At 72.4% G+C, this 19,946-nt stretch carries 8 protein-coding genes; 5 read left to right on the forward strand and 3 right to left on the reverse strand.

The genetic code is table 11. The features are described from left to right. Positions 1–611 precede the first annotated feature (611 nt). The 5 genes from ACZ6I1_RS02320 (at position 612) to ACZ6I1_RS02340 (ending at position 10,009) form a co-directional block, all read left to right on the forward strand. Positions 612–2,228, forward strand: coding sequence for an MBL fold metallo-hydrolase (locus tag ACZ6I1_RS02320; protein WP_469282171.1), 1,617 nt, complete (start codon positions 612–614; stop codon positions 2,226–2,228). Positions 2,229–2,330: 102 nt separating this feature from the next. Further along, positions 2,331–4,121, forward strand: a complete 1,791-nt coding sequence (locus ACZ6I1_RS02325; protein WP_469282173.1) for an amino acid adenylation domain-containing protein — start codon at positions 2,331–2,333, stop codon at positions 4,119–4,121. After that, the gene (locus ACZ6I1_RS02330) at positions 4,118–5,875 is read left to right on the forward strand and encodes an NAD(P)/FAD-dependent oxidoreductase (protein WP_469282175.1); all 1,758 of its coding nucleotides are present in this window, start codon (positions 4,118–4,120) and stop codon (positions 5,873–5,875) included. The genes ACZ6I1_RS02325 and ACZ6I1_RS02330 overlap by 4 nt, the downstream gene beginning before the upstream one ends. 319 nt (positions 5,876–6,194) lie before the next feature. Further along, the gene (gene rsgA, locus ACZ6I1_RS02335) at positions 6,195–7,295 is read left to right on the forward strand and encodes a ribosome small subunit-dependent GTPase A (RefSeq protein ID WP_469282176.1); all 1,101 of its coding nucleotides are present in this window, start codon (positions 6,195–6,197) and stop codon (positions 7,293–7,295) included. 281 nt (positions 7,296–7,576) lie between these two features. Then, entirely contained in the window at positions 7,577–10,009 is a 2,433-nt protein-coding gene (locus ACZ6I1_RS02340) for a non-ribosomal peptide synthetase (protein ID WP_469282178.1), read from the forward strand. Between the two features lie 72 nt (positions 10,010–10,081). Here ACZ6I1_RS02340 and vioC read toward each other — a convergent pair whose 3' ends face one another. From vioC to ACZ6I1_RS02355, 3 genes are read right to left on the reverse strand one after another with little or no spacing between them, the layout of a single operon-like run. Continuing rightward, positions 10,082–11,119, reverse strand: a complete 1,038-nt coding sequence (vioC, locus tag ACZ6I1_RS02345) for an arginine beta-hydroxylase, Fe(II)/alpha-ketoglutarate-dependent (protein ID WP_469282181.1) — start codon at positions 11,117–11,119, stop codon at positions 10,082–10,084. A 35-nt stretch (positions 11,120–11,154) separates the two neighbouring features. Next, positions 11,155–12,789: a condensation domain-containing protein gene (locus tag ACZ6I1_RS02350; protein ID WP_469282183.1), complete on the reverse strand. Its 1,635-nt coding sequence runs from the start codon at positions 12,787–12,789 to the stop codon at positions 11,155–11,157. After that, positions 12,779–19,789, reverse strand: a complete 7,011-nt coding sequence (locus tag ACZ6I1_RS02355; protein WP_469282186.1) for an amino acid adenylation domain-containing protein — start codon at positions 19,787–19,789, stop codon at positions 12,779–12,781. The genes ACZ6I1_RS02350 and ACZ6I1_RS02355 overlap by 11 nt, the downstream gene beginning before the upstream one ends. Positions 19,790–19,946: the final 157 nt, after the last annotated feature.

Raw genomic sequence — 19,946 nt, forward strand, 5'->3', positions numbered from 1 at the left:
CATCCCCGAATGCTGCGAGGTCACCGCACGACGCCCTCGGCCCGCTGGAATTCGACCCGGAAATGCGCGTCGGCTTGCCGCGCTCCGGTGCTTTCCTGTCAGAGCCTGCTGAAATGAGCCACGTCAGGGCTGATTCCCTCCAGGTGACACCGGAACGTCGAAGCGTCGGGAACATCGCTCGGCATGACCGGCGCCAGCCGCCTTGACCTGGACTTTCGCCCGATCCGCGGGTCGGGGAAGCACGAGGGCGTGACCGTCTCCATGTAATCCATGCCTCCATACAAGCCGTGTCACCTCGAGCTCTCCTTGAGCCCCTCTGGGGATCGCATTCAGAGACGCGTCAGCGGCGTGTCCGTCGGGCAACTCTCCTGCTAAATTTCCGGATTCATGAACTATCGCTTGTGATAGACATGAAGAAATATGCGCGGGCATACCGGGGACCGACTCGCCCCGTGCAGCCGTCGCATGCACGACCCGACCGCTCCCACACCCCGCCGCATCCACGTCACCTCCGGGGCCTGGCCGGACACCCCGCGCCCTCCCGTGACGTGTCTCCGCATGCGCGAGCTGCGAACCCACCCACCGACATCATCGACAGTGAGGGAATTACCGTGCCGGCACACCAGAAGCTCTACCTGCGCCCGTCCGTGGTGGCCCAGCCCCTGCTGCACCGCTGGTACGCGTGGCCCTACCTGCTGGCGCCCCACACCGGCGCACTCAACCTGCGGGACCGTCTCCTGCCGATCGTGGACAGCTACCTGAAGGCACCCCACCTCCACGATGCGGTCACCTCGGACCCGCACCGCTACGGCGCGCCCTTCCTCGACCCCCAGGGCGCCACCCACGATGAAGTCCAGGCGGCGCGCGAGACCATGGTCAAGGAAGGCCAGGCCAAGCTCCAGCTCGCCGACGACATATCCGAACTCCGCGCCCTGCTGCGCGAGAAGGCGCTCGGCGGATCGATGGAACCCCTCTACCCCCTGGTTCCCCACTCCCTCCGCGGGCGGGTCGAGCTCATCTACGACACCGCCCACCGGCCCTCCTTCCGCTTCTTCGAAGCGCTGATGTACGGCTCGCCGGCGTATGAGCGCGACGCCCAGTGCGTCTCCCTCACCGCCGCACCGAGCCCCCAGCCCTTCGTGTACAGCAGCCCCGTCCTCCCGCGCCCCGACCGCCTGGACATCGATCTGCCCTTCGACTCCCCGCTGTGGAACGAACTGTTCGCGGCGCGCCTCGACCCCGTCGACGTCCCGCACCTCGCGCAGCGCCTCGGGGTCGCCGATGCCGACCTTCCGGCGTTCACCGCGCTGTTCCACGACGTGCCGCCGTCGCCGCACACCCCGCCCGCGCCCGGAGACGTCCGGATGCGGTACCTCAATCACGCGTCCGTGCTGATCGAGACCGGCACCTCGTCCGTGCTCCTCGACCCGCTCATCGGCTACACCGGCGACGGATACGAGCACTACACCATCGAAGACCTCCCCCGGCACATCGACGCCGTCGTCATCAGCCACTTCCACTCGGACCACTTCTCGCTCGAGACCCTGCTCCAGCTCCGCACCCGCATCGGCACGATCATCGTCCCCCGCGCCTCCGGCGGATCGCTGCCCGATCCCAGCCTCAAGGCGATGCTCCAGGCCCTCGGGTTCTCCAACGTCCAGGAGCTGGCCGAACTCGAAACCCACCGCGTGGCCGACGGCGTCGACGTCACCGCCCTGCCCTTCGTGGGCGAGCACGCCGACCTCGACATCCGCACCAAGATGGTGCCCCTCGTCCAAGCCGGCGGCCGCAGGCTCCTGTTCGCCACCGACATCACGCCGCTCGAACCCGCCCTGTTCGACAACGTCCCCGGCCTCACCGAGACTCCTCTCGACGCGCTCTTCATCGGCCTCGAATGCGTCGGAGCCCCCCTGAACTGGCTCTACGGGCCGATGCTGGAAGGGAAGCTCTCCCGTGAGCACAACAACGGGCGCCGGCTCAAGGGCAGCAACGCCGCCCAGGCCGACGAGCTCGCCCGCCAGCTCAACGCCCGGCACGTCTACGCCTACGCCATGGGCCTCGAGCCCTGGCTCAAGCACCTCACCGGTTCCGAATACGACCCCGAAGCCGAACCCGTGCAGCAGGCGGGCGTCCTCACCCGGCTGAGTGCCGAACGCGGCATCACCGCCGAGCTCCTGCGCGACCGGGCCGAGCGCACCTGGCCCGTGGCCGACCCGGCGAACCCGTAGGTCCGGCCGTGTACTCGAGTGTTAATAGAGGGCCCTTCGATCAGCCGGGGCTAGGCTTTGAAAATCGAGAATTGCCAATAATCCGGCAGGGGGCGTTTGTTGATGAACCATGAGGATCCGAAGACTCTGACTTTCCTTTTCGAGGAATGCGCCAGAAGATTTTCGGGTCATACTGCCCTGGAATTCGAAGGTGAGCTCCTGAGCTACGGCGAGCTGAATCGCCGGGCAAACAAACTGGCCCACCACCTGCGGGACGCGTGCGGAGTCCGCCCCGACGACCGGGTGGCGATCCTGGTCCGGCATCCGCCCGACGTGATCATAGCCATGCTGGCCGCCCTCAAGGCCGGCGGCGCCTACGTCCCGCTGGACCCCGACAACCCGCCCGCGGTAACCCAGCGGATCGTCGAGGACGTGGCACCGAGGGCCATGGTGATCGAGTCTTCAGCGGCCGCCGGCGCGATGTTCTTCGACGGCGAGCTCTTCGTTCTGGACGTCATGGGCGGCGCCCTCGACACGCCGGACTCCGACCCCGAGCCGGCCGCCGGGCCCGGCGACCTCGCGTACGTGGTGTACACCTCGGGATCGACCGGCGCCCCCAAGGGCGTGGCCGTCGAGCACCGAGCGATCGTCAATACGCTGACGTGGCGCAATTCCTATTACGGATTCGGTCCGCACGATGTGACCCTGGCCATTCCGCGGCCGTCTTTCGACAGTGCCGTGGCGGACACTTTCTGTGCCCTCACCTCCGGTGCGCGTCTGCTCCTGCCGCGCCGCGACCGAATTACCGACCGGCATTATCTCACCGGCCTGATGGAGCACCGGGAGGTCAGCCACTTCCTGATCACCCCGATGCTGTACAAACGCCTCCTGGAAGGCATGGAAGCCCAGCGGGTGACGTCCCTGCGGTGCGTCACGATCGCCGGTGAATGGTTCACGCCGGGCCTGACCCAGGAGCATTTCCTGCGTGTTCCGGACGTGCACCTGTACAACGAGTACGGGCCCTCCGAAAACGCGGTCTGCTCCACGGTCCACCGCCTCGCCGCCACCGACGAGCGCGTGCTCATCGGCAAGCCGATCGAGCACACCGAGGCGTTCGTCCTCGACGAGGACGGTGCGGCCGTGGCGCCGGGCGGAATCGGCGAGCTCCACCTGGCAGGAGCGGGCCTGGCCCGCGGCTACCTGGGACAGCCGGACCTGACCGCGGAGCGGTTCTTCACGCCGGCCTCGCCCCCGGCCGCCGGGAAGCGCCTCTACCGCACCGGGGACATCGTCCGGCAGCACGAGAACGGCGACCTCGAATTCATCGAGCGCCGCGACGGCCAGGTGAAGATCCGGGGCCGCCGCGTCGAGTTGGGCCACGTGGCCCGGGTCCTCTCGCAGGACGTCGCGGTCGGCCACGTCCACGTGCTGCACCACGCCACCGACGCCGACACGCCGCTCCTGCTCGCCTTCGTCCAGGGGGCCACCGGCCAGGACGTCGACCGGCTGCGCGCCACGGCGCAGGAGAACCTGCCGGAGTACATGGTCCCCTCGGCGATCATCCCGGTCGACTCCGTGCCGCTCACCGGCAACGGCAAGGTCGACAACAGGGCCCTGCTGGCCCTGTACGCGGATTCCGTCGGCCAGGGCGCCACGGGCCCCGAGCCGTCGACACGAGTCGAAGCCGCGCTCCTGGAGATCTGGCGGGAGCTGTTCGCGCCCCTGCCCGTCGGCCTGGACGACGACTTCCTGGACCTCGGCGGCGACTCCCTCGCCGTGATGGACCTGCTCTCCCGCGTGGAGACGCGGATCGGGGTACAGCTCGACGTCTCCGACCCGTACACGGACCGGACCATCCGGAGCCTGGCCCTCAACATCGAGAACCGACAGAACGACAAGGTGGGTACAAAGTGAGCAGGCAAAGCGGTACTGACTCCGTGTTCGGCGGTGTCGACTACGACGTGGTCATCGCGGGCGGCGGCCTCGCCGGGCTCTGCCTGGCCAAGCAGCTCAAGGACGCGCAGCCCGAGCTCTCCGTCCTCGTCCTGGAGCGCGAGCGCTCACCCATGCCGCTGTCCGCGCACAAGGTCGGCGAGTCCTCGGTCGAGGTGGGCGCGTACTACTTCCACCACGTCCTCGGCCTGTACGACTACCTGGAGGAGGAGCACCTGGAGAAGCTGGGGCTCCGGTACTTCTACGGCGGCGGCTCGGGCCTCCACGAGGAAGCCGAGTTCGGCGTCAACCGCTTCCTCCCGGCGAAGTCCTACCAGCTCAACCGCGGCTCCTTCGAGGAGCACCTGCGCGTGGTGGCGACGGGCGCCGGCGCCGAGCTGACGCAGGGCGTCAAGGTGCTCGACATCGAGCTCGGCGAGCAGGACACCCCGCACCGGGTGACGTACCAGTCCGTCGACGGGGACGGCCAGGAGGCGACCGGCGTCACCTGCCGATGGGTCGTCGACGCCACGGGCCGGCACCGGCTGCTGCAGCGCAAGCTCGACCTCACCAAGCGGTACCCCAAGCCCCACAACTCGGTGTGGTTCCGGCTCGAAGGCCGCCTCGACACCGACGAGGCGGTCGGTCCCGAGCACACCGGCTGGCACGACCGCATCACCGAGCCGCGCTGGCACTCCACCAACCACTTCATGTTCGAAGGCGGTTGGATATGGGCCATCCCGCTGGCCCCCGACCACACCAGCGTCGGCATCGTCGTGTCCGACGACCTCCACCCGGTCACCAAGTTCAACCGGATCGAGAAGGCCATCGACTTCGTCGTGGAGCGCGTTCCGGGCTTCGACCCCGCCATCCGCGAGCTGCCGGTCCTCGACTTCCGCGTACTGAAGAACTACAGCCACTCCTCGCAGCAGGTCTTCTCGCAGGACCGCTGGGCGTGCGTCGGCGACGCCGCCGTCTTCGCCGACCCCTACTACTCCGTGGGGTCGAACCTGATCGGCTACGCCAACAGCTTCGTGACCGAAATGGTCAGCCGGGACGTGAAGCAGTCCTTCGACGAGGGCTTCGTGCGGTACGCCAACCGCTGGTTCCTCTCGCTCGCCGAGGGCCTCACCATGAACATCCAGGGCTCCTACGCCTTCCACGACAACGCCGTGATCATGTCGTTGAAGACGATCTGGGACTACTACGTCGGATGGTCCTTCTCCGACCCGCAGTTCTACGGGAAGACCTTCCTGGACGAGTCGGCGAGCACGACCCTCAGCGCGCTCGGCGCCCACGCGGTGGCGACCCAGGGCACGATCATGAACCTGTTCCAGGCCTGGGCGCGCACCTACCGCGGCGTCTTCGCCTTCGACTACATCGACTACTACGACGACGTGCCCACCCTCGCCCGGCTCTTCGAGCAGAACCTGCCGGGTGACGACGTACCCGCCTTCGGTACGGTGCTCACGAGCGTGCGCGACGGTCTGGACCGCATCGAGGAGCTGGCCCACGTCATCTTCTACCTCGCCCTCGAGGACGCCCTTCCCGAGCGCCTCGAAGAGATCCGCTCGCGGGGCTGGCTCAACGTCTCGGCCCTGAGCCTGGACCCGGAACGCTGGGAGCGGGACGGCCTGTTCACGCCCAAGAGCCGGCCCAGGCTCGACGAGGTCGAGGCCCTGGAGAAGGAGCTGCGCGCCCTCTACCGCAGCACCCAGGCGCCCGCCGTACCGTAGCGGCCCGCACCGCCCGCCCACCCGGGCGAACACCCGGGTGGGCGGGCGGGTACCGTCCCGGAGGCGGAGCTCTCCGTCTCCTTCTCGAGTTCCGATCCAGCGCCGGTCGAGCGGTGTTGCGGGCCCTGTGATGCTGTCGTAGCGTCAACTCCATTGAATGCCCCCGGCGTCGGAGCCAGTCGAGGTGGGCGACCCGCACGTCACCACCGCCGCAGCCGCGCCCGAAGAGCAGCCCCGCTCCTCCGCCCCCTCTTCAGCAGCCGGTGCAGCCCGATGTGCGTGCGCCGGCCGGAAAACACCTCCCGAAGGGCTCACTGCGTTGCGTCACTCATCGACATCGGCCGATTCGGTCTACCCGCGGCCGCTGGAAGCCTACGGTTGGTCCCCTGAGCTCGACGGCCAGTTCGCCTCCCTCGCCGACGCCGCGTGGGTGCCCGGCCGGGTCATCCGGGTCGACCGCGGCCGCTGCGACGTCGTGATCGCCGACGGCGACTCCGAGGTGACCGTCGTCCACGCCGACACCGGTCCGGTCGCGAACCCCGACCCGATGAAAATGCCCTGCACGGGCGACTGGGTGGCCGTCCAGGTCGGCGCGGCCGGCACGTACGTCCAGGCGCTGCTGCCGCGCCGCACGGCGATGGTCCGCTCCAGCGCCTCGCAGCGCTCCGACGGCCAGGTTCTCGCCGCCAACATCGACACCATCGGTGTCGTCGTGGCCCTGGACACCGAGCCGGACCTCGGACGGATCGAGCGGTTCCTCGCCCTCGCGTGGGAGAGCGGCGCGCAGCCGGTCATGATCCTCACCAAGTCCGACCTCGCCGAGGACGCGGACGGCGTCCGCGAAACGGTCGAGCAGGCCTCGCCCGGCGTGGACGTCCTGGTCGTCAGCGCCACCACCGACGACGGCATGGACATCCTCGCTGCCGTACTGACGGGGACCAGCGTCCTGGTCGGACAGTCGGGCGCGGGCAAGTCCACCATCGCCAACGTCCTGATGGGCCGCTCCGTGATGGAGACCCAGCAGACCAGGAGCGACGGCAAGGGCCGCCACACCACGACCACCCGCGAGCTGATGCCCCTGCCCGGCGGCGGGGTCCTGATCGACACCCCCGGCATCCGCGGCGTGGGCCTGTACGACGCCTCCGACGGCCTGCAGCAGACGTTCTCGGAGATCGAGCAGCTCGCCGAGGAATGCCGGTTCCGGGACTGCGACCACATCGCGGAACCCGGCTGTGCGGTACGCGAGGCCATCGAGGACGGCATGCTCCAGCAGCGCCGCCTGGACAGCTACCACAAGCTGCTCCGCGAGAACCAGTGGATCGCCTCGCGGAGCGATGCCCGCCTGCGCCAGGAGCGCCTCAAGGCGCTGAAGACGCAGGGCAAGGAAGGCATGGCCAACATGATCGCGAAGCGCGGCTGACGCGAGGCAACGGCCCGGCCGGGGCACCGGGCGCCCGCACTGCGGGCCGCCCGGTGCCCCGCCCCGAAAGTGCATGGGCACCCTGTGGTGTCAGCGGTGACCTGCGGACCGGCTCGGCCACGACCCGGCGGTGCGCGGTCCCTTCGCGTCCCACTCGGTGACGGGTGTGCCCGCACGTGCCCGACGCGGTGTTCGAACCCCCATGGCCGCCCACGCGCCGGGGAGGACACCGCTTGGCCAACGGGCAGTTCTTCATTCGTCCTCGAGCAAGGAATCTGCCCATGACGTCCGACCCTGTTGTGCCCGCCACCACGATCCGCCCCCGGCGCACGGGCGCCGCGCAGTCGGCGCCGGCCCGTGCCCGGCTGGCGCTGACCGCCTCCGCCTCCGACGGCCTGGCCAAGGTCTCCGGCGGGCGCCCCCTGGAGGAACTGGTCGCCCTCACCGCAGCGACGGCAGTGGTCGTCGGTGCGGCCGAGCACACCGACGAGCCGGTGGTGGCCGTGTCCGGCCCGGCCGGGCCGGTGCTGGCCGGGATAGGGCTCGCCGACCGGTCCACCGTCGGCGATCTGGTCCGGGCCGCCGACGCGTCGCTGCGGTCGGCGCCCGTCGTGTCCGACGAGGAGGCGGCACTCGCCGGCGCGGTGCTGGTCCGCTCGGCCCGGGTCGGCGCCGGCCTCCCCGCCCGCGCGTCCCGGCAGGACGTCATCGAGCTGACCCTGACCGAGCCCGGTGCGGACGGCGTACGCGAACTCGTGGCCGAGGCCGGACCGGATCGCGCCGAGCCATGGTTCCTCGACGTCCTGCTGCGGTCGCTGGCCCGGGTCCTGGCCGGATTCGCCGACCCGCACGGCCCCGCCGCCGCACTCCCGGCGGCCGACGCGGACGATGTCGCGGCGGCCACGGCCCTCGGCCGACGCGGCTTCACACCACAGATCGCCCCCACGACGCTGACGGCGCCCATCGAAGAGGCGGTCCGTGCGCACCCGGACCGTACGGCCGTCGTCGCCGGCACCGAGACCCTGACCTACCGCCAGTTCTGGCAGGCCGCGCAGGCCGTGGCGGCCCGCCTGCACGCGGCCGGCATCGGACGGGGACACCGGGTCGGGGTGCTCACCGGCAAGACGATCCACGCCGTGCCGGCGATCACCGGCACCCTGCTCGCGGGCGCGGCCTACGTGCCGCTCGACCCCAGGTCACCGGCGGCGAGGCTGGCCGAGATCCTCGACGACGCCGCATGCGCAGCCGTCCTCGCCGCACCCGACCTGCTCACCGGGCTGCCCGCCGGCCTCACCACCCCGGTGATCGACATCCAGGCCGCGGCCGCCGGCCCCGCCGCCGAGTCCGACGCCGGCCTGCCCGGGCCCCTCCCGGACGACCTCGCGTACGTGGTGTACACCTCGGGGTCGACCGGCAGGCCCAAGGGCGTGGAAGTCCGGCACCGCGCCATCGCGAGCTACGTGCACTGGAAGGTGCGCCACCACGGTCTGGACCCCGACACCAGGGTGCTGCAACTGCCCTCGCTGGCCTTCGACAGCTCGGTCGCCGACCTCTTCCCGGTACTGGCCGCCGGCGGACGCCTCGTCCTCGCGGACACCCACCAGCTCCTGCCGCGCCGGCTGGCCGAGCTCGCCGAGCAGCACCGCGTCACCCACCTCACCACCGTCCCGAGCCTCTACCGGGTCCTGCTCGGCGAACTCCCGCGGGCCGCGGCCTCACTGCGCGCCGTCACGGTCGCCGGCGAGGCCACGACGCCCGATCTGGTGCACCGCCACCACGAACTGCTGCCCGGAGTACGACTGATCAACGAGTACGGCCCGACGGAGAGCTCGGTGGGCGCCACCGCGTTCGACCACGGCACGGCCGCCGGACCCGGCTTCCCCATCGGACGGCCCATCGACAACACCGTCGCCACCGTCACCGGCGCCGACGGCCGGGTCCTGCCGATCGGATTCGTCGGAGAACTCAGGCTGGCGGGACACGGCCTCGCCGACGGATACCGCAACCGGCCGGAGCTGACGGCGGCGGCGTTCGTGGCCGACGCCGAGGCACCCGGCGGACGGAGCTACCGCACGGGGGACCTCGTCTGGTGGCGTCCGGACGGAATGCTGGAGTTCACCGGACGGGCCGACGACCAGGTGAAGATACGCGGCCACCGGGTCGAGCCCGGTGAAGTGGAGAGCGTGCTGGGACTGCTGCCGGGAGTCCGGCAGGCGGCGGTCGCGGTGATCACCGGTCCCGACGGCGCTCCGGCGCTGGCGGCCTGGCTGGAAGCCGTGGACACGACGGTGGAGGAGATCAGGGCGGGGGCCAATGCCGCACTGCCGCCCGCGATGGTGCCGACCTCCCTCACACTGATCGACGAGCTGCCCCGGATGGTGAGCGGCAAGATCGACCGGGGTGCGCTGGTGCGGCTCGCCGAGACGGACACCGCCGAGGCACCCGCGTCCTCCCCGACGCGGACGGCAGCGGACGGCGACGCACTGGAGGCGAAGGTCGGGGCCATCTTCGAGGAGGTCCTCGCCTCCGGCCCGATCGGCGCCGACGGCGACTTCTTCGAGGAGGGCGGGCACAGCCTGCTCGCGATCTCCGTGATCGACGCCATCGAGAAGCAGCTGGGCGTGACCATCGACCTGGGCGACTTCTTCGACACGCCCACGGTCCGCGAGGTCGCCCTCCTCATCCGGAAGGCAGCGCCGGACCTCGAGGTGTAGCAGGCCGTAGCGCACACAGCACTGTGCCCGGGGCGGGAACGCCCCGGGCACAGTGCTGTGCGTGACGCGGCACTAGCCGATCAGGCGGGAGCCGATGGACCGGCGCATGGCACGGGACTTGCGGAGGTCGTGGGTGACGTTGACCCGCTTGAGCCAGCGGTCCGTGCCGTCGTAGCGCGCCTCGAAGGCACTGCGGCTGTGCACCACCCGGTGGTTGTTCATGAAGACACAACTGCCCGGCTCGAGCGGGCAGTCGGTCAGGCCCGCGTCGAGCAGCTCCGCCGCCGCCGCGAGGGCCCGGACGGCCTCCCGGTCCTCCTCGGGCGCCGACATGTGCGTCGCGTCGAAGCACAGCAGGGGATGGGACCGGGAACCGGTCAGCACGGGCACCGGGCCCAGCCCGTCGATGAGGCGCGCGATGTTCTCGAAGACCAGCCGGTCCTCGTCGGTGCGCACCGTGTTGTTCTCCGGCAGGTGCGAGGTGTCCGGCACGATGCGGAACCGGCTCTGGAACAGCACGTCGAGGACGTCCTGCGGCAGTACCGAGAAGTCCGCCTCCGCGACGGTCACCGGCACGGCGTCCGGATTGCGCAGCGCCGACAGGATGATGTAGTCGGCGCGGTAGGGGTGGAAGGCGTCCTCGGTGTGCAGGGTCAGCGGTGTCTTGCTGCCCGTGCCCAGCAGCTCGCGCTCGTACTCGCGGATCGGGAACACGTCGTTGACCAGGTGCCCGTCCTGCTGGGTGGCCCAGCCGAACGGTTCGCCGAGCAGCGAACCGTAGAGGAGCACGAGGATCTCCTCGGGCAGTTCCCGGTGGACCCGGGTCTCGTCCTTCCAGTGCGCGGGCGTGGGCCCGATGCGCTCGTCGTCCACGAGATGGCCGTTGACCACGCAGAAACCGCGCGCCTGGTCGAGGGAGAAGGCACGCAGGAAGCGCCGGACCCGCTCGGGCAGCCCGGTGGCGAGCAACGGCAGCTCCTGGAGGAGCCGTTCGTCGTCGGCAGCGCGGTACTGCCCGGCGAGGCGCAGGGTCAGTTCGGACACCTGCCGGGCCTCGGCCGCGGACAGCCGCAGCTCTGTCCCGGTCCGGGGCCTGATGGACGTCGTCATGGTTCATCTCCTCATGTGCAGGGGCAACAAGTCGGTCAGGCGTCGAACCGGAAGCCGCTGAAGGCCCGGGGCGCCGACGCCGCTTCGGGTTCGGGCTCCGCGGGGTCCTGCAGGAGGCGCTCCACCTCGTCACCGAGCCGCCGCACCATCCGCTCGGCGGTGTCCGCGGCGTAGCGCACGGTGTCGTACTGGAGCCACAGCCGCATGCCGTCGGCGTGTTCCACGAACTGGAAGGACAGCTCGAACATGCCGACGCGCTGGGGTATCGGCCCGCCGCGCAGGGCGATCCCGCCCGGCGCGCACGGTCCGGTGTCGATGCGGGGATACAGGGCCACCCACACGTCGAAGAACGGCGGCCGGCCGGGGGACCGCGGTGGGGCGAGCGCCGCCACCAGCGTGTCGAAGGGCAGCTCGCTGTGGTCCACCGCGTCCACCGTGCGCCGCGCGACCTGTTCGACGAGCTCGTCCGCCGCCATCTCCTCCCGGACGTCCAGCCGCAGCGGGACGGTCGCGACGTGGAAGCCGACCGCGTCGTTCGCACCGAGCCGGGCGCGCCGGTCCACGGGCGTGCCCAGACAGATGTCCGTGCTGCCCGTGACCCCCGCCAGAGTGCGGGCGACGGCGGCGGCCAGCGGTACGAACGCGCCCGCGTGGTGCCGCCTGCCCAGGTCCGTCAGGCGCCGCAGCAGGTCCGGATCGATCTCCCGCACGGCGATGCTGGTGGCGACGCCGGCCCGCCGCGTCCGCGGACCGCGCACCGGGAGGGGCAGCGGAGCCGGAGGGGGCAGGAGCACGCGACGCCAGTGGGCGAGCGAGGCCTCCTGTCCGGTCGGGCGGTGAGCGGGCCGGTCCTCCAGCGGCCCGGCGGCAGCCGGGTCCGCGTAGGCCGCCACGAGCTGCGTGGCGAGGATCTCCAGGCTGCGCCCGTCGCACACGAGGTGGTCCGCGAGCAGCAGGAGCGACCACCGGCCGTCGGGGCGCAGGAACAGGGTGGTCCGTGTGAGCGGGCCGGTCGAGGGGTCGAACGGCACGGTGAGGCGCTCGTCCACCAAGGAGTCGAACCGGGCGTCGCCCGATCCGGGCCCGCGCAGGTCGACGACCTCCAACGGCGGCACCTCGTCGGTGACCACCGCCCGCGGTTCGCCCTGGGCCTCGACGAAGACGGTCCGCAGCGCCGGGTGGCGCCGCGCCAGGCCGGCCAGCGCCGCCGTCAGCCTGTCGACGTCCACGGCACCCTCGCCGTCCAGCAGACAGGGCACCGTGTAGGCCCCGGAGTCGCCGTCCCCGCGCTGCCGTTCGAGCCACAGCCAGCGCGTGGCCTCGGCGACTTCGACTCCCGGCAGCGCGGCCGCGGGCCGCCCGCGCGCGGCGGACGGCTCGGCGGGTTCCACGGCGCCGGGGTCGAGGTCGGGCAGCGCGGCCGCGAGCAGGGCGGGCGTCGCGGCGTCGAAGATGTCCCGTACGCGGACCCGCACGCCGAAGGCCTCTTCCACGGCCACGGCCAGGTCCAGCGCGGACAGGCTGTGTCCGCCGGCGACGAAGAAGTCCGTGTCCGGTGTGACGTCGTCCAGTTCAAGCGTCGCGGCGAACAACTCGCACAGCCGCTGGGCCAGTTCGGGTTGCGTCAGGGTCGCCCAACCTCCGTGGGCGGGGGCGGTGTCAGAAGTCATAGTGTGTTTCGCTCCAAACAGAGCCGGGTGCGGACGGGTCCGGGGTCGGGGGCACGGCCGGTGACGGGCCGATCGGCGGTACCGGCCGGCCGGTGGCCACGGCGCTCAGCACCGCGGCGACGTGATCGGCGTAGCCGCCGGCCTCCGCCTCGTCGAGCAGGTTGTCGTCATAGGTGAGGTCGAGGTGCAGGGTGTCGCCCTTGACGCGTGCGTACAGCCACAGGTCGCTGGTGGCGGGCAGATCGTCCACGAGCAGGTCCTCGACCACGTAACTGTCGGGGCGCAGGCCCGCGTTCTCCCAGCTCACGCCCAGGTCGAGCAGGAGGCTGCGGCCGGGTGCCGCGCGCAGCGCCAGCCGCTGCGCGAGCACGTCGAACGGCAGCCGGGAGTGTTCGTAGGCCTCGATGATCCCGATCTGGACCCGGGACAGCAGCTCGCTCCCGGTCACCGCGGCGTCCAGCGTGACCCGCAGGGGCACCGCGTTGACCAAGTAGCCGATCAGCGCGTCGGCTTCCGGCCGGTCGCGGAGTCCCGCGGCGAAGCCGACGACGAGGTCGGTGGCCCGGGTGCGCTGGTGCACGGTGAGGGCGAATGCGGTGACCACCTGCGCGAACGGGGTCGCGGGGGCGCCGCGGAGCACCGCCGCGGGAAGGGACCGGCGGACCAGTCCGGTCCGGCCCCGGCGGCCCCGGCGGCGGGCCGGGTCCACGGGGTCGGGCCCTTCCGCGACGCCGTGCAGCCGCTCCCGCCAGAACTCCACCTGGCGCTCCGCCTCGGGCCCGGCCAGCCACTCCTGCTCCTCGCGGACCCACTCCTGGTAGGTGTAGGAGAGCGGGGGCAGGCTCGGCGGCTCGCCCGCGACGGCCCGCTCGTACGCGGTGAACAGGTCGTCCAGCAGCACGTCGACGCTCGCGCCGTCGTAGATCAGGTGGTGTGCCGTGACCGTGAGGAGGTCACCGCCGACGGGTCCCGCGAGCAGCCGGACTTCGAACAGGGGCGCCCTGTCGAGGTCGAAGCGGACCCGTCGGGCGTCCTGCAGCGCGGCCGCGACCTCCGGCCCCGAGGGGTCCGCGCCGGGCAGATCCACCACGACCAGCGGCGCGCCGTCGGGCAGCCGGTCCAGCACGGTCAGCTCGGCATCCGTGCCCCGGGGCAGGACCTGCGCGCGCAGCATGTCCTGGCGCTCGACGACGGCACCGAGGGCGCTGCGCAGCGCGCCGGGATCGATCCGGCGGCCCAGCCGTACGAGGTCGGAGATGATGAAGGTGTCCGATCCCGCCCAGCGTGAGGTCAGCCAGACGCGGCGCTGGGCCCGGGACAGCGGCAGGTACCCGCTTTCCGAGGCCGCCGGCGCGACCGGCTCCCGATCCGCCGCGGCCTTCGCCGCCTGCTCTTCCAGGGCGGCGGTGAGCTCGGCCACGGTCTGGAACGTGTAGACGGTGCGCACGTTGACGTGCAGGGCGTGCGCGATGCGCGCGGCGGTCAGACTGTGGCCGCCCAGCTCGAAAAGGTTCGCGTCCGGGTCCGTGACCGGACGCTGCAGTACCTGCGTCCACACGTCGGCGACGCGCTGCTCGGCCGGGGTGAACGGCCGGGCGGCAGCGGGGGATTCCGCGGCCGCCAGGGCCTCGTCGGGCGCGGGCAGCGCCCGGCGGTCGAGTTTGCCGCCCGCGGCCACCGGGAGGGCGGGCAGGCGGACGAAGGCGGCGGGCATCATGTAGGCGGGCAGCCGCGCCGCGAGGTGCCGGCGCAGCGCCGCCGGGTCCGCATCACCGACCACGTAGGCGACCAGCCGGGGTTCGGCGCCGGTCGTCGGGAGGACGGCGGCGTTGCGCAGGCCCGGGGCCTCGGCGAGGACCGCGGCGACCTCGTTCGGCTCGACCCGGTTGCCCCGGATCTTGAGCTGGTCGTCGGCCCGGCCCAGGTACTCCAGGCGTCCGTCGGGCAGCCGGCGGGCCAGGTCGCCGGTGCGGTACATGCGCTCTCCCGGGCGTACCCGGCTGGTGACGAAGCGGGCGGCGGTCAGCTCGGCGTCGCCGAGGTAGCCGCGGGCCAGGCCCGCTCCGCCGATGCACAGTTCGCCCGGGGCCCCCAGCGGGACCAGACCGCCCCGCTCGTCGAGCAGGTCGACCCACTTGCCGGGCAGCGGGCGGCCGATCGAGGCGTCACCGGAAGCCGTGGCGGACCGCGTGTCCGGGGTGCCGGACGCCGCTGTCGTGTCCACCGGCTCCACCGTGGTCACCACACTGTCCTCGGCCGGACCGTACTCGTTGAACAGCCGCACGCCGGGAAGGAGTTCGGCATGCCGGGCGGCGAGCGCCCGGGTGACCCGCTCTCCGCCGAGCACGACCTCGCGCACCTCGCGGAACGCCGGGCCGACCTCGTCGAGCAGCATCTGGTAGAGGCTCGGCACGATCAGTACATGGCGGATCGGATGCTGCCGCATGACCGCGGCCACGTCCTCCGGCGTGAGCAGCTGCTCCCGGGTGACGATCACCATGGGCGCACCCGAACCGAGCGCGCTGAACACGTCGGCGATGCCGGCGTCGGCATGGATCGGATCGACCTGGAGGACCGCTCCGCCGGCGTCGAGGCCGTAGTAGGCGATGCGGAACCGGACGGAGTTGACGATGCCGCGGTGCTCCACCATGACGCCCTTCGGCGTTCCGGTGGAGCCGGAGGTGTACACGACGTAGGCGAGGTCGGCGGGGCCCGCGGGGTGGAGCGGCCGCGGCTCCTCCCGGACCGCGGCGGCCTCGGACGCGTCGCCGGCGGTCACCGTGGGCAGGCCCGCGGCGACGGTGGTCTGCGTGAAGTCCGCCGAGGTGACGGCGGCGACCGCGCCGCTGTCGCGGAGCACCCGCTCCAGCCGGGCCGGCGACTGCTGCGGGTCGAGGGGAAGGAACGCCGAACCGGTCTTGAGGACGGCGAGCAACGCGACGGGCATCCACTCGGAACGCTCGCACAGCACCGCCACCACGCGGTCGGGGCCGGTCGGCGCCACCGCGGCGATGCGGGCGGCCAGCGCGTCGGCCCGGCGGTCCAGTGCGCGGTAGGTCAGGACGCGGTCGCCGCAGACGACGGCCCGGTCCTCCGGCGCGCGCCGCACCTGCGCCGCCACCAGGTCGAGGAGGGTTCCCCCGGTTCCCCCGGTGTCCTCGGTGTCCTCGGCGGAGGGGCTCTCCCCGGTACCGGCCGCGACGAGCGCGGCGTGCTGCGCGCCGGGCAGCAGCGGGGCCGCGCCGACGGGGGCTCCGGGGGCGTCCGCCAGGGCGGTCAGGAGGTGGTCCAGCTGGCCGGCGAGCCGCTCCGCGGTCCCCGCGTCCAGTACGTCCTCGCGGTAGGTGATCGCCACCTCGATCGGACGGTCCGGGCCGGGTTCGCCGAAGCTGAAGACCAGGTCGAACCCCTCCGCACCGCTGTCCAGGCGGATGTGTTCGGCCCCCGGGCCCTCCTCGGTGCCCAGCGGGTCCGTACCGGAGACGGCGGCTTCGACCAGCACGTCGAAGAGCGGATTGCGTCCGGTGATCCGTTCGCGCCCCAGGGCCTCCACGACGCTCTCGAAGGGGTACTCCTCGTGCGCGCGGACCTCCCGCGCGTGCGCCGCCACCGCCGCGACCACATCGGTGAAGGCCTGCTCCGGCCCGACCGGGGTGCGCAGCGCCACCGTGTTGACGAACAGGCCCACGGAGTCGGCCAGTTCGGGACGGTCACGGCCCGAGACGACCGTGCCGAGCACGATGTCGCCGGCCCCGCTCCAGCGCAGCAGCAGGACGCGGACGGCGGCCACCATCGCCGTGAACGAGGTGGTGCCCAGCCGCCGGCACAGGTCCTGCACGGACCGGGTGGTGCCTTCGCCGAGCGTCAGCCGGACGGTGCCCGCCGCCGAACTGCGCTCGGTCGGCCGGTGGCGGTCGAGCGGCAGGTCGACGCCGGGCGCGCCGTCCAGGACGCGCTGCCAGAACGCGCTGCTCTGCGGGTCGTCCTGGCGGGTCTGCTCGCCGAGCGCGTACGCACCGTACTGCGTGGGCTCCGGGACCACCTGCTCCCGGCCGTTCAGGAATCGCTGGAGGTCGCGCAGGATCACCGCGAACGACCAGCCGTCGCAGACGCTGTGGTGGATCGACAGCAGGAGCGTTCCACCGGGGCGCCCGTCCTCGACGAGCCAGTGGGCGCGCAGCAGGGGACCCTCGGCCGCGTCGAACACGTGGCGCTGCTCGGCGTCGGCGATGCGCCGCAGCAGGCCGGCGGCGCCTTCGGGGCCGGTGCGGTGGACCCGCAGCGCGGGCCGGGCCCGCTCGGGAGCCAGCACGATCTGGCGCAGGCCGTCGGCGTCGGTGCGGAACACGGTGCGCAGGGCCTGGTGCCGGTGCACCGTCCGCTCCAGCGCGTCCGCCACCTCGGCCGCACCGTGGGCGCCGGGCAGACGGAAGGCCTCCACCATGTTGTACGGGCGCACCTCCCCGTCCTCGTACTGCTCGAGGAACCACATCCGGCGCTGGGCGTTGCTCGCGGGGACGGGGCCCGGGGTCTCGGGCCACGGCGTCCGGGCGGCGGGCTCCGCACGCCCGTCGGCGGCGGCGCGGCGCAGCAGCGCGCCGAGCCCTTCGGGGGTGCGGGCGGTGAACACGTCGCGGACGGTGATCACGCCGCCGCCGGCGGCCGCGCCGAGCCGGCCCGCGAGGACGGCGGCGGTGAGGCTGTGGCCGCCCGCCGCGAAAAGGTCCTCGTCCCCGGACCGCGGCGCGGTGCCGAGCACGTCGGCCCAGATCCGGGCGGCGGTGCGGTCGGCCTCGTCGCCGGGCTGCCAGACCTGCCCGTCCAGGCTCGCCACCTGGGCCAGGATGGCCACGCGGTCGATCTTGCCGTGCAGGGTGACGGGCAGCTCCGCGAGGCGCAGGATGCGGCCCGGGACCATGTAGCCGGGCAGGCGCAGCTCCAGCCGGCCGCGTACGTCGGCCGGTTCGAGACCCTCGTCGGAGGTGTAGACGGCCACGACGGTCGGCGGCCCCGAGGGGGCGGTGAAGGGGAGGACCGTGGCGGCGACGACGCCCGGGACGGAGCTGAGGGCGGCCTCCACCTCGCCGAGCTCGACCCGGTTGCCGTGGATCTGGATCTGGTTGTCCCGGCGGCCCAGGAAGACCAGCTCGCCCCGGTCGTTCCAGCGGCCGAAGTCGCCGGTCCGGAACACCCGGACGCCGGGGTGTGTGGGGAGCTCGCAGAACCGCCCCGGGCCGGTCGGTTCGTCATCGGCGTAGCCGCGGGCCACGCCGGGGCCGAGCACGTGGATCTCGCCGGGGACGCCGGGCGGTGCGTGGTCCCCGTGGGGGGTGAGCACCAGCACGCCGAAGCCCTCGGAGGGCCTGCCGACCGGGACGGTGGTCAACTCCGGGAACGCCGACCCGGGGCAGGTGAAGGTGGTCGCCTCGATGGTGGCCTCGGTGGGCCCGTACAGGTTGCCGAAGGTGCCCACGCGCAGTCGGTCCGCCAGCCGGGGCAGCAGCCCCGCCGGGATCTCGTCGCCGCCCAGCAGGCAGATGCGGACTTCTTCGGCGGCTCCCGCGGGCAGCCCTTCGGCCATCACGGCGAGCAGGGAGGGAACGCAGTTGACGACGTTCACGCGCAGGCGGCGCGTCGCCGCCCAGAACTCCGGCGGGGAGAGCGTCTGGGGTGAGTCCATGACCACCACGCAGCCGCCCGCGGCGAGCGTCGTGAAGATCTGGTACGTCAGGGCGTCGGAGGTCACCGCCGACAGCAGGGCGCACCGGCTCTCCTCGTCGAAACCGAGGAGCCGCCCGGAGGCCAGGGTCTTGTGGGCGAGCTGGCGGTGGGTGAGCGCCACCGGGCGGGGGAGGCCGGTGGATCCGGAGGTGAAGAAGAGGATGGCCTCGTCGTCGGCTCCGGGTCCGGGGTCGGCTGTTGCGCCTGCGCCTGCGCCTGCGCCTGCGCCCGCGCCCGCGCCGTCGGCGGTGGCCAGGTCCTGCGGGGACACCACCGGGAGGGCCACCTGTCCGGGCAGTTCGTCCTCAGCGGAGATGACGCAGGTGGCGCCGCTCAGGCGCAGCTGACGGGCGACCCGCTCCGGCGGGTGCGAGGGGTCGAGGGGGACCATCGAGGCGCCCGCCCGCAGGACCGCCAGCACGGCCAGCACGAGTTCGGGGCTCCTGGGCAGCAGCAGTGCGACCCGGTCGCCCGGCTTCACACCGTGGTCGAGGGCGAGGGAGCGCGCGGCGCGCGACGAGCGCAGGACCAGCTCCCGGTGGCTCCACAGAACGGTGCCGTCGGACACCGCCTCGCGGTCCGGGAAGCGGTCCGCGGCGTCGTCGACGATGCCGGTGAGGGTCGCGTCGGCGAAGTCGCCCACGACGGGCAGGCCCGACCACCGCTCCAGTTCGGCGCGTTGTGCGGGACCGAGGACGTCCAGCTCCTTGACCGGCCGCCGCGGTGAGCGGCCGAGTTCCGCGAGGGCGGCCGCCGTGCAGCGGAGAAGGGCTGCCGCGGCCAGCGGCAGCTCGCCGTCCGCCTCGGCGGTCAGGGTCAGCCGGCCGCCGGCCCGGCGCAGGGTCAGGCACAGGCCGACGGGCTGCAGCAGCTTGCCGCCCGCCTCCTCGCTCACGATGCCGAGCCGGCCCAGGGCGCGGCCCACGGGCACACCGGCGAGGTGCAGGCGGGAGGCGACCGCCTCCCGGTCGGACCAGGCGAGGGGCAGGGCGGATTCGAGTTCGTCGTGCAGCGCCATCAGGAAGGCCGAGGCGGGCGCCTCGCGGTCGAGGGGAGCGCAGAGCGCGAGCTCGCGCGGCGCCGGGTCCGTGCCCGTGCCCGTGGGCACGGGGATCAGCACCGCATGCCGGGTTTCCTCGTCGAGCGCCGCCAGCGCGAGCCGGGTGGCCGCGACGGTCAGCAGCAGCAGGCCCGTCGCGTCGCCGCCCGTCACGGCGTCCAGCCGCTCGGTCACCGCGGGTTCCAGGACGCATTCCGGGGCGTCTCCGTCCGCGGACACGACATCCAGGAACGGAACTCCGCGGCAGGCCGCCAAGCGGGCGAGCCAGGATTCACTCAGGGCATTGTCACTCAGCATTTTGTACGCTCACCCAATACCTTCGATGGTTCTGAAGAACATGACGGCACTCAAGATCCTGTGCAAGGCAAATAGCTCT

The organism is Streptomyces sp. NPDC046303 (assembly GCF_055588085.1).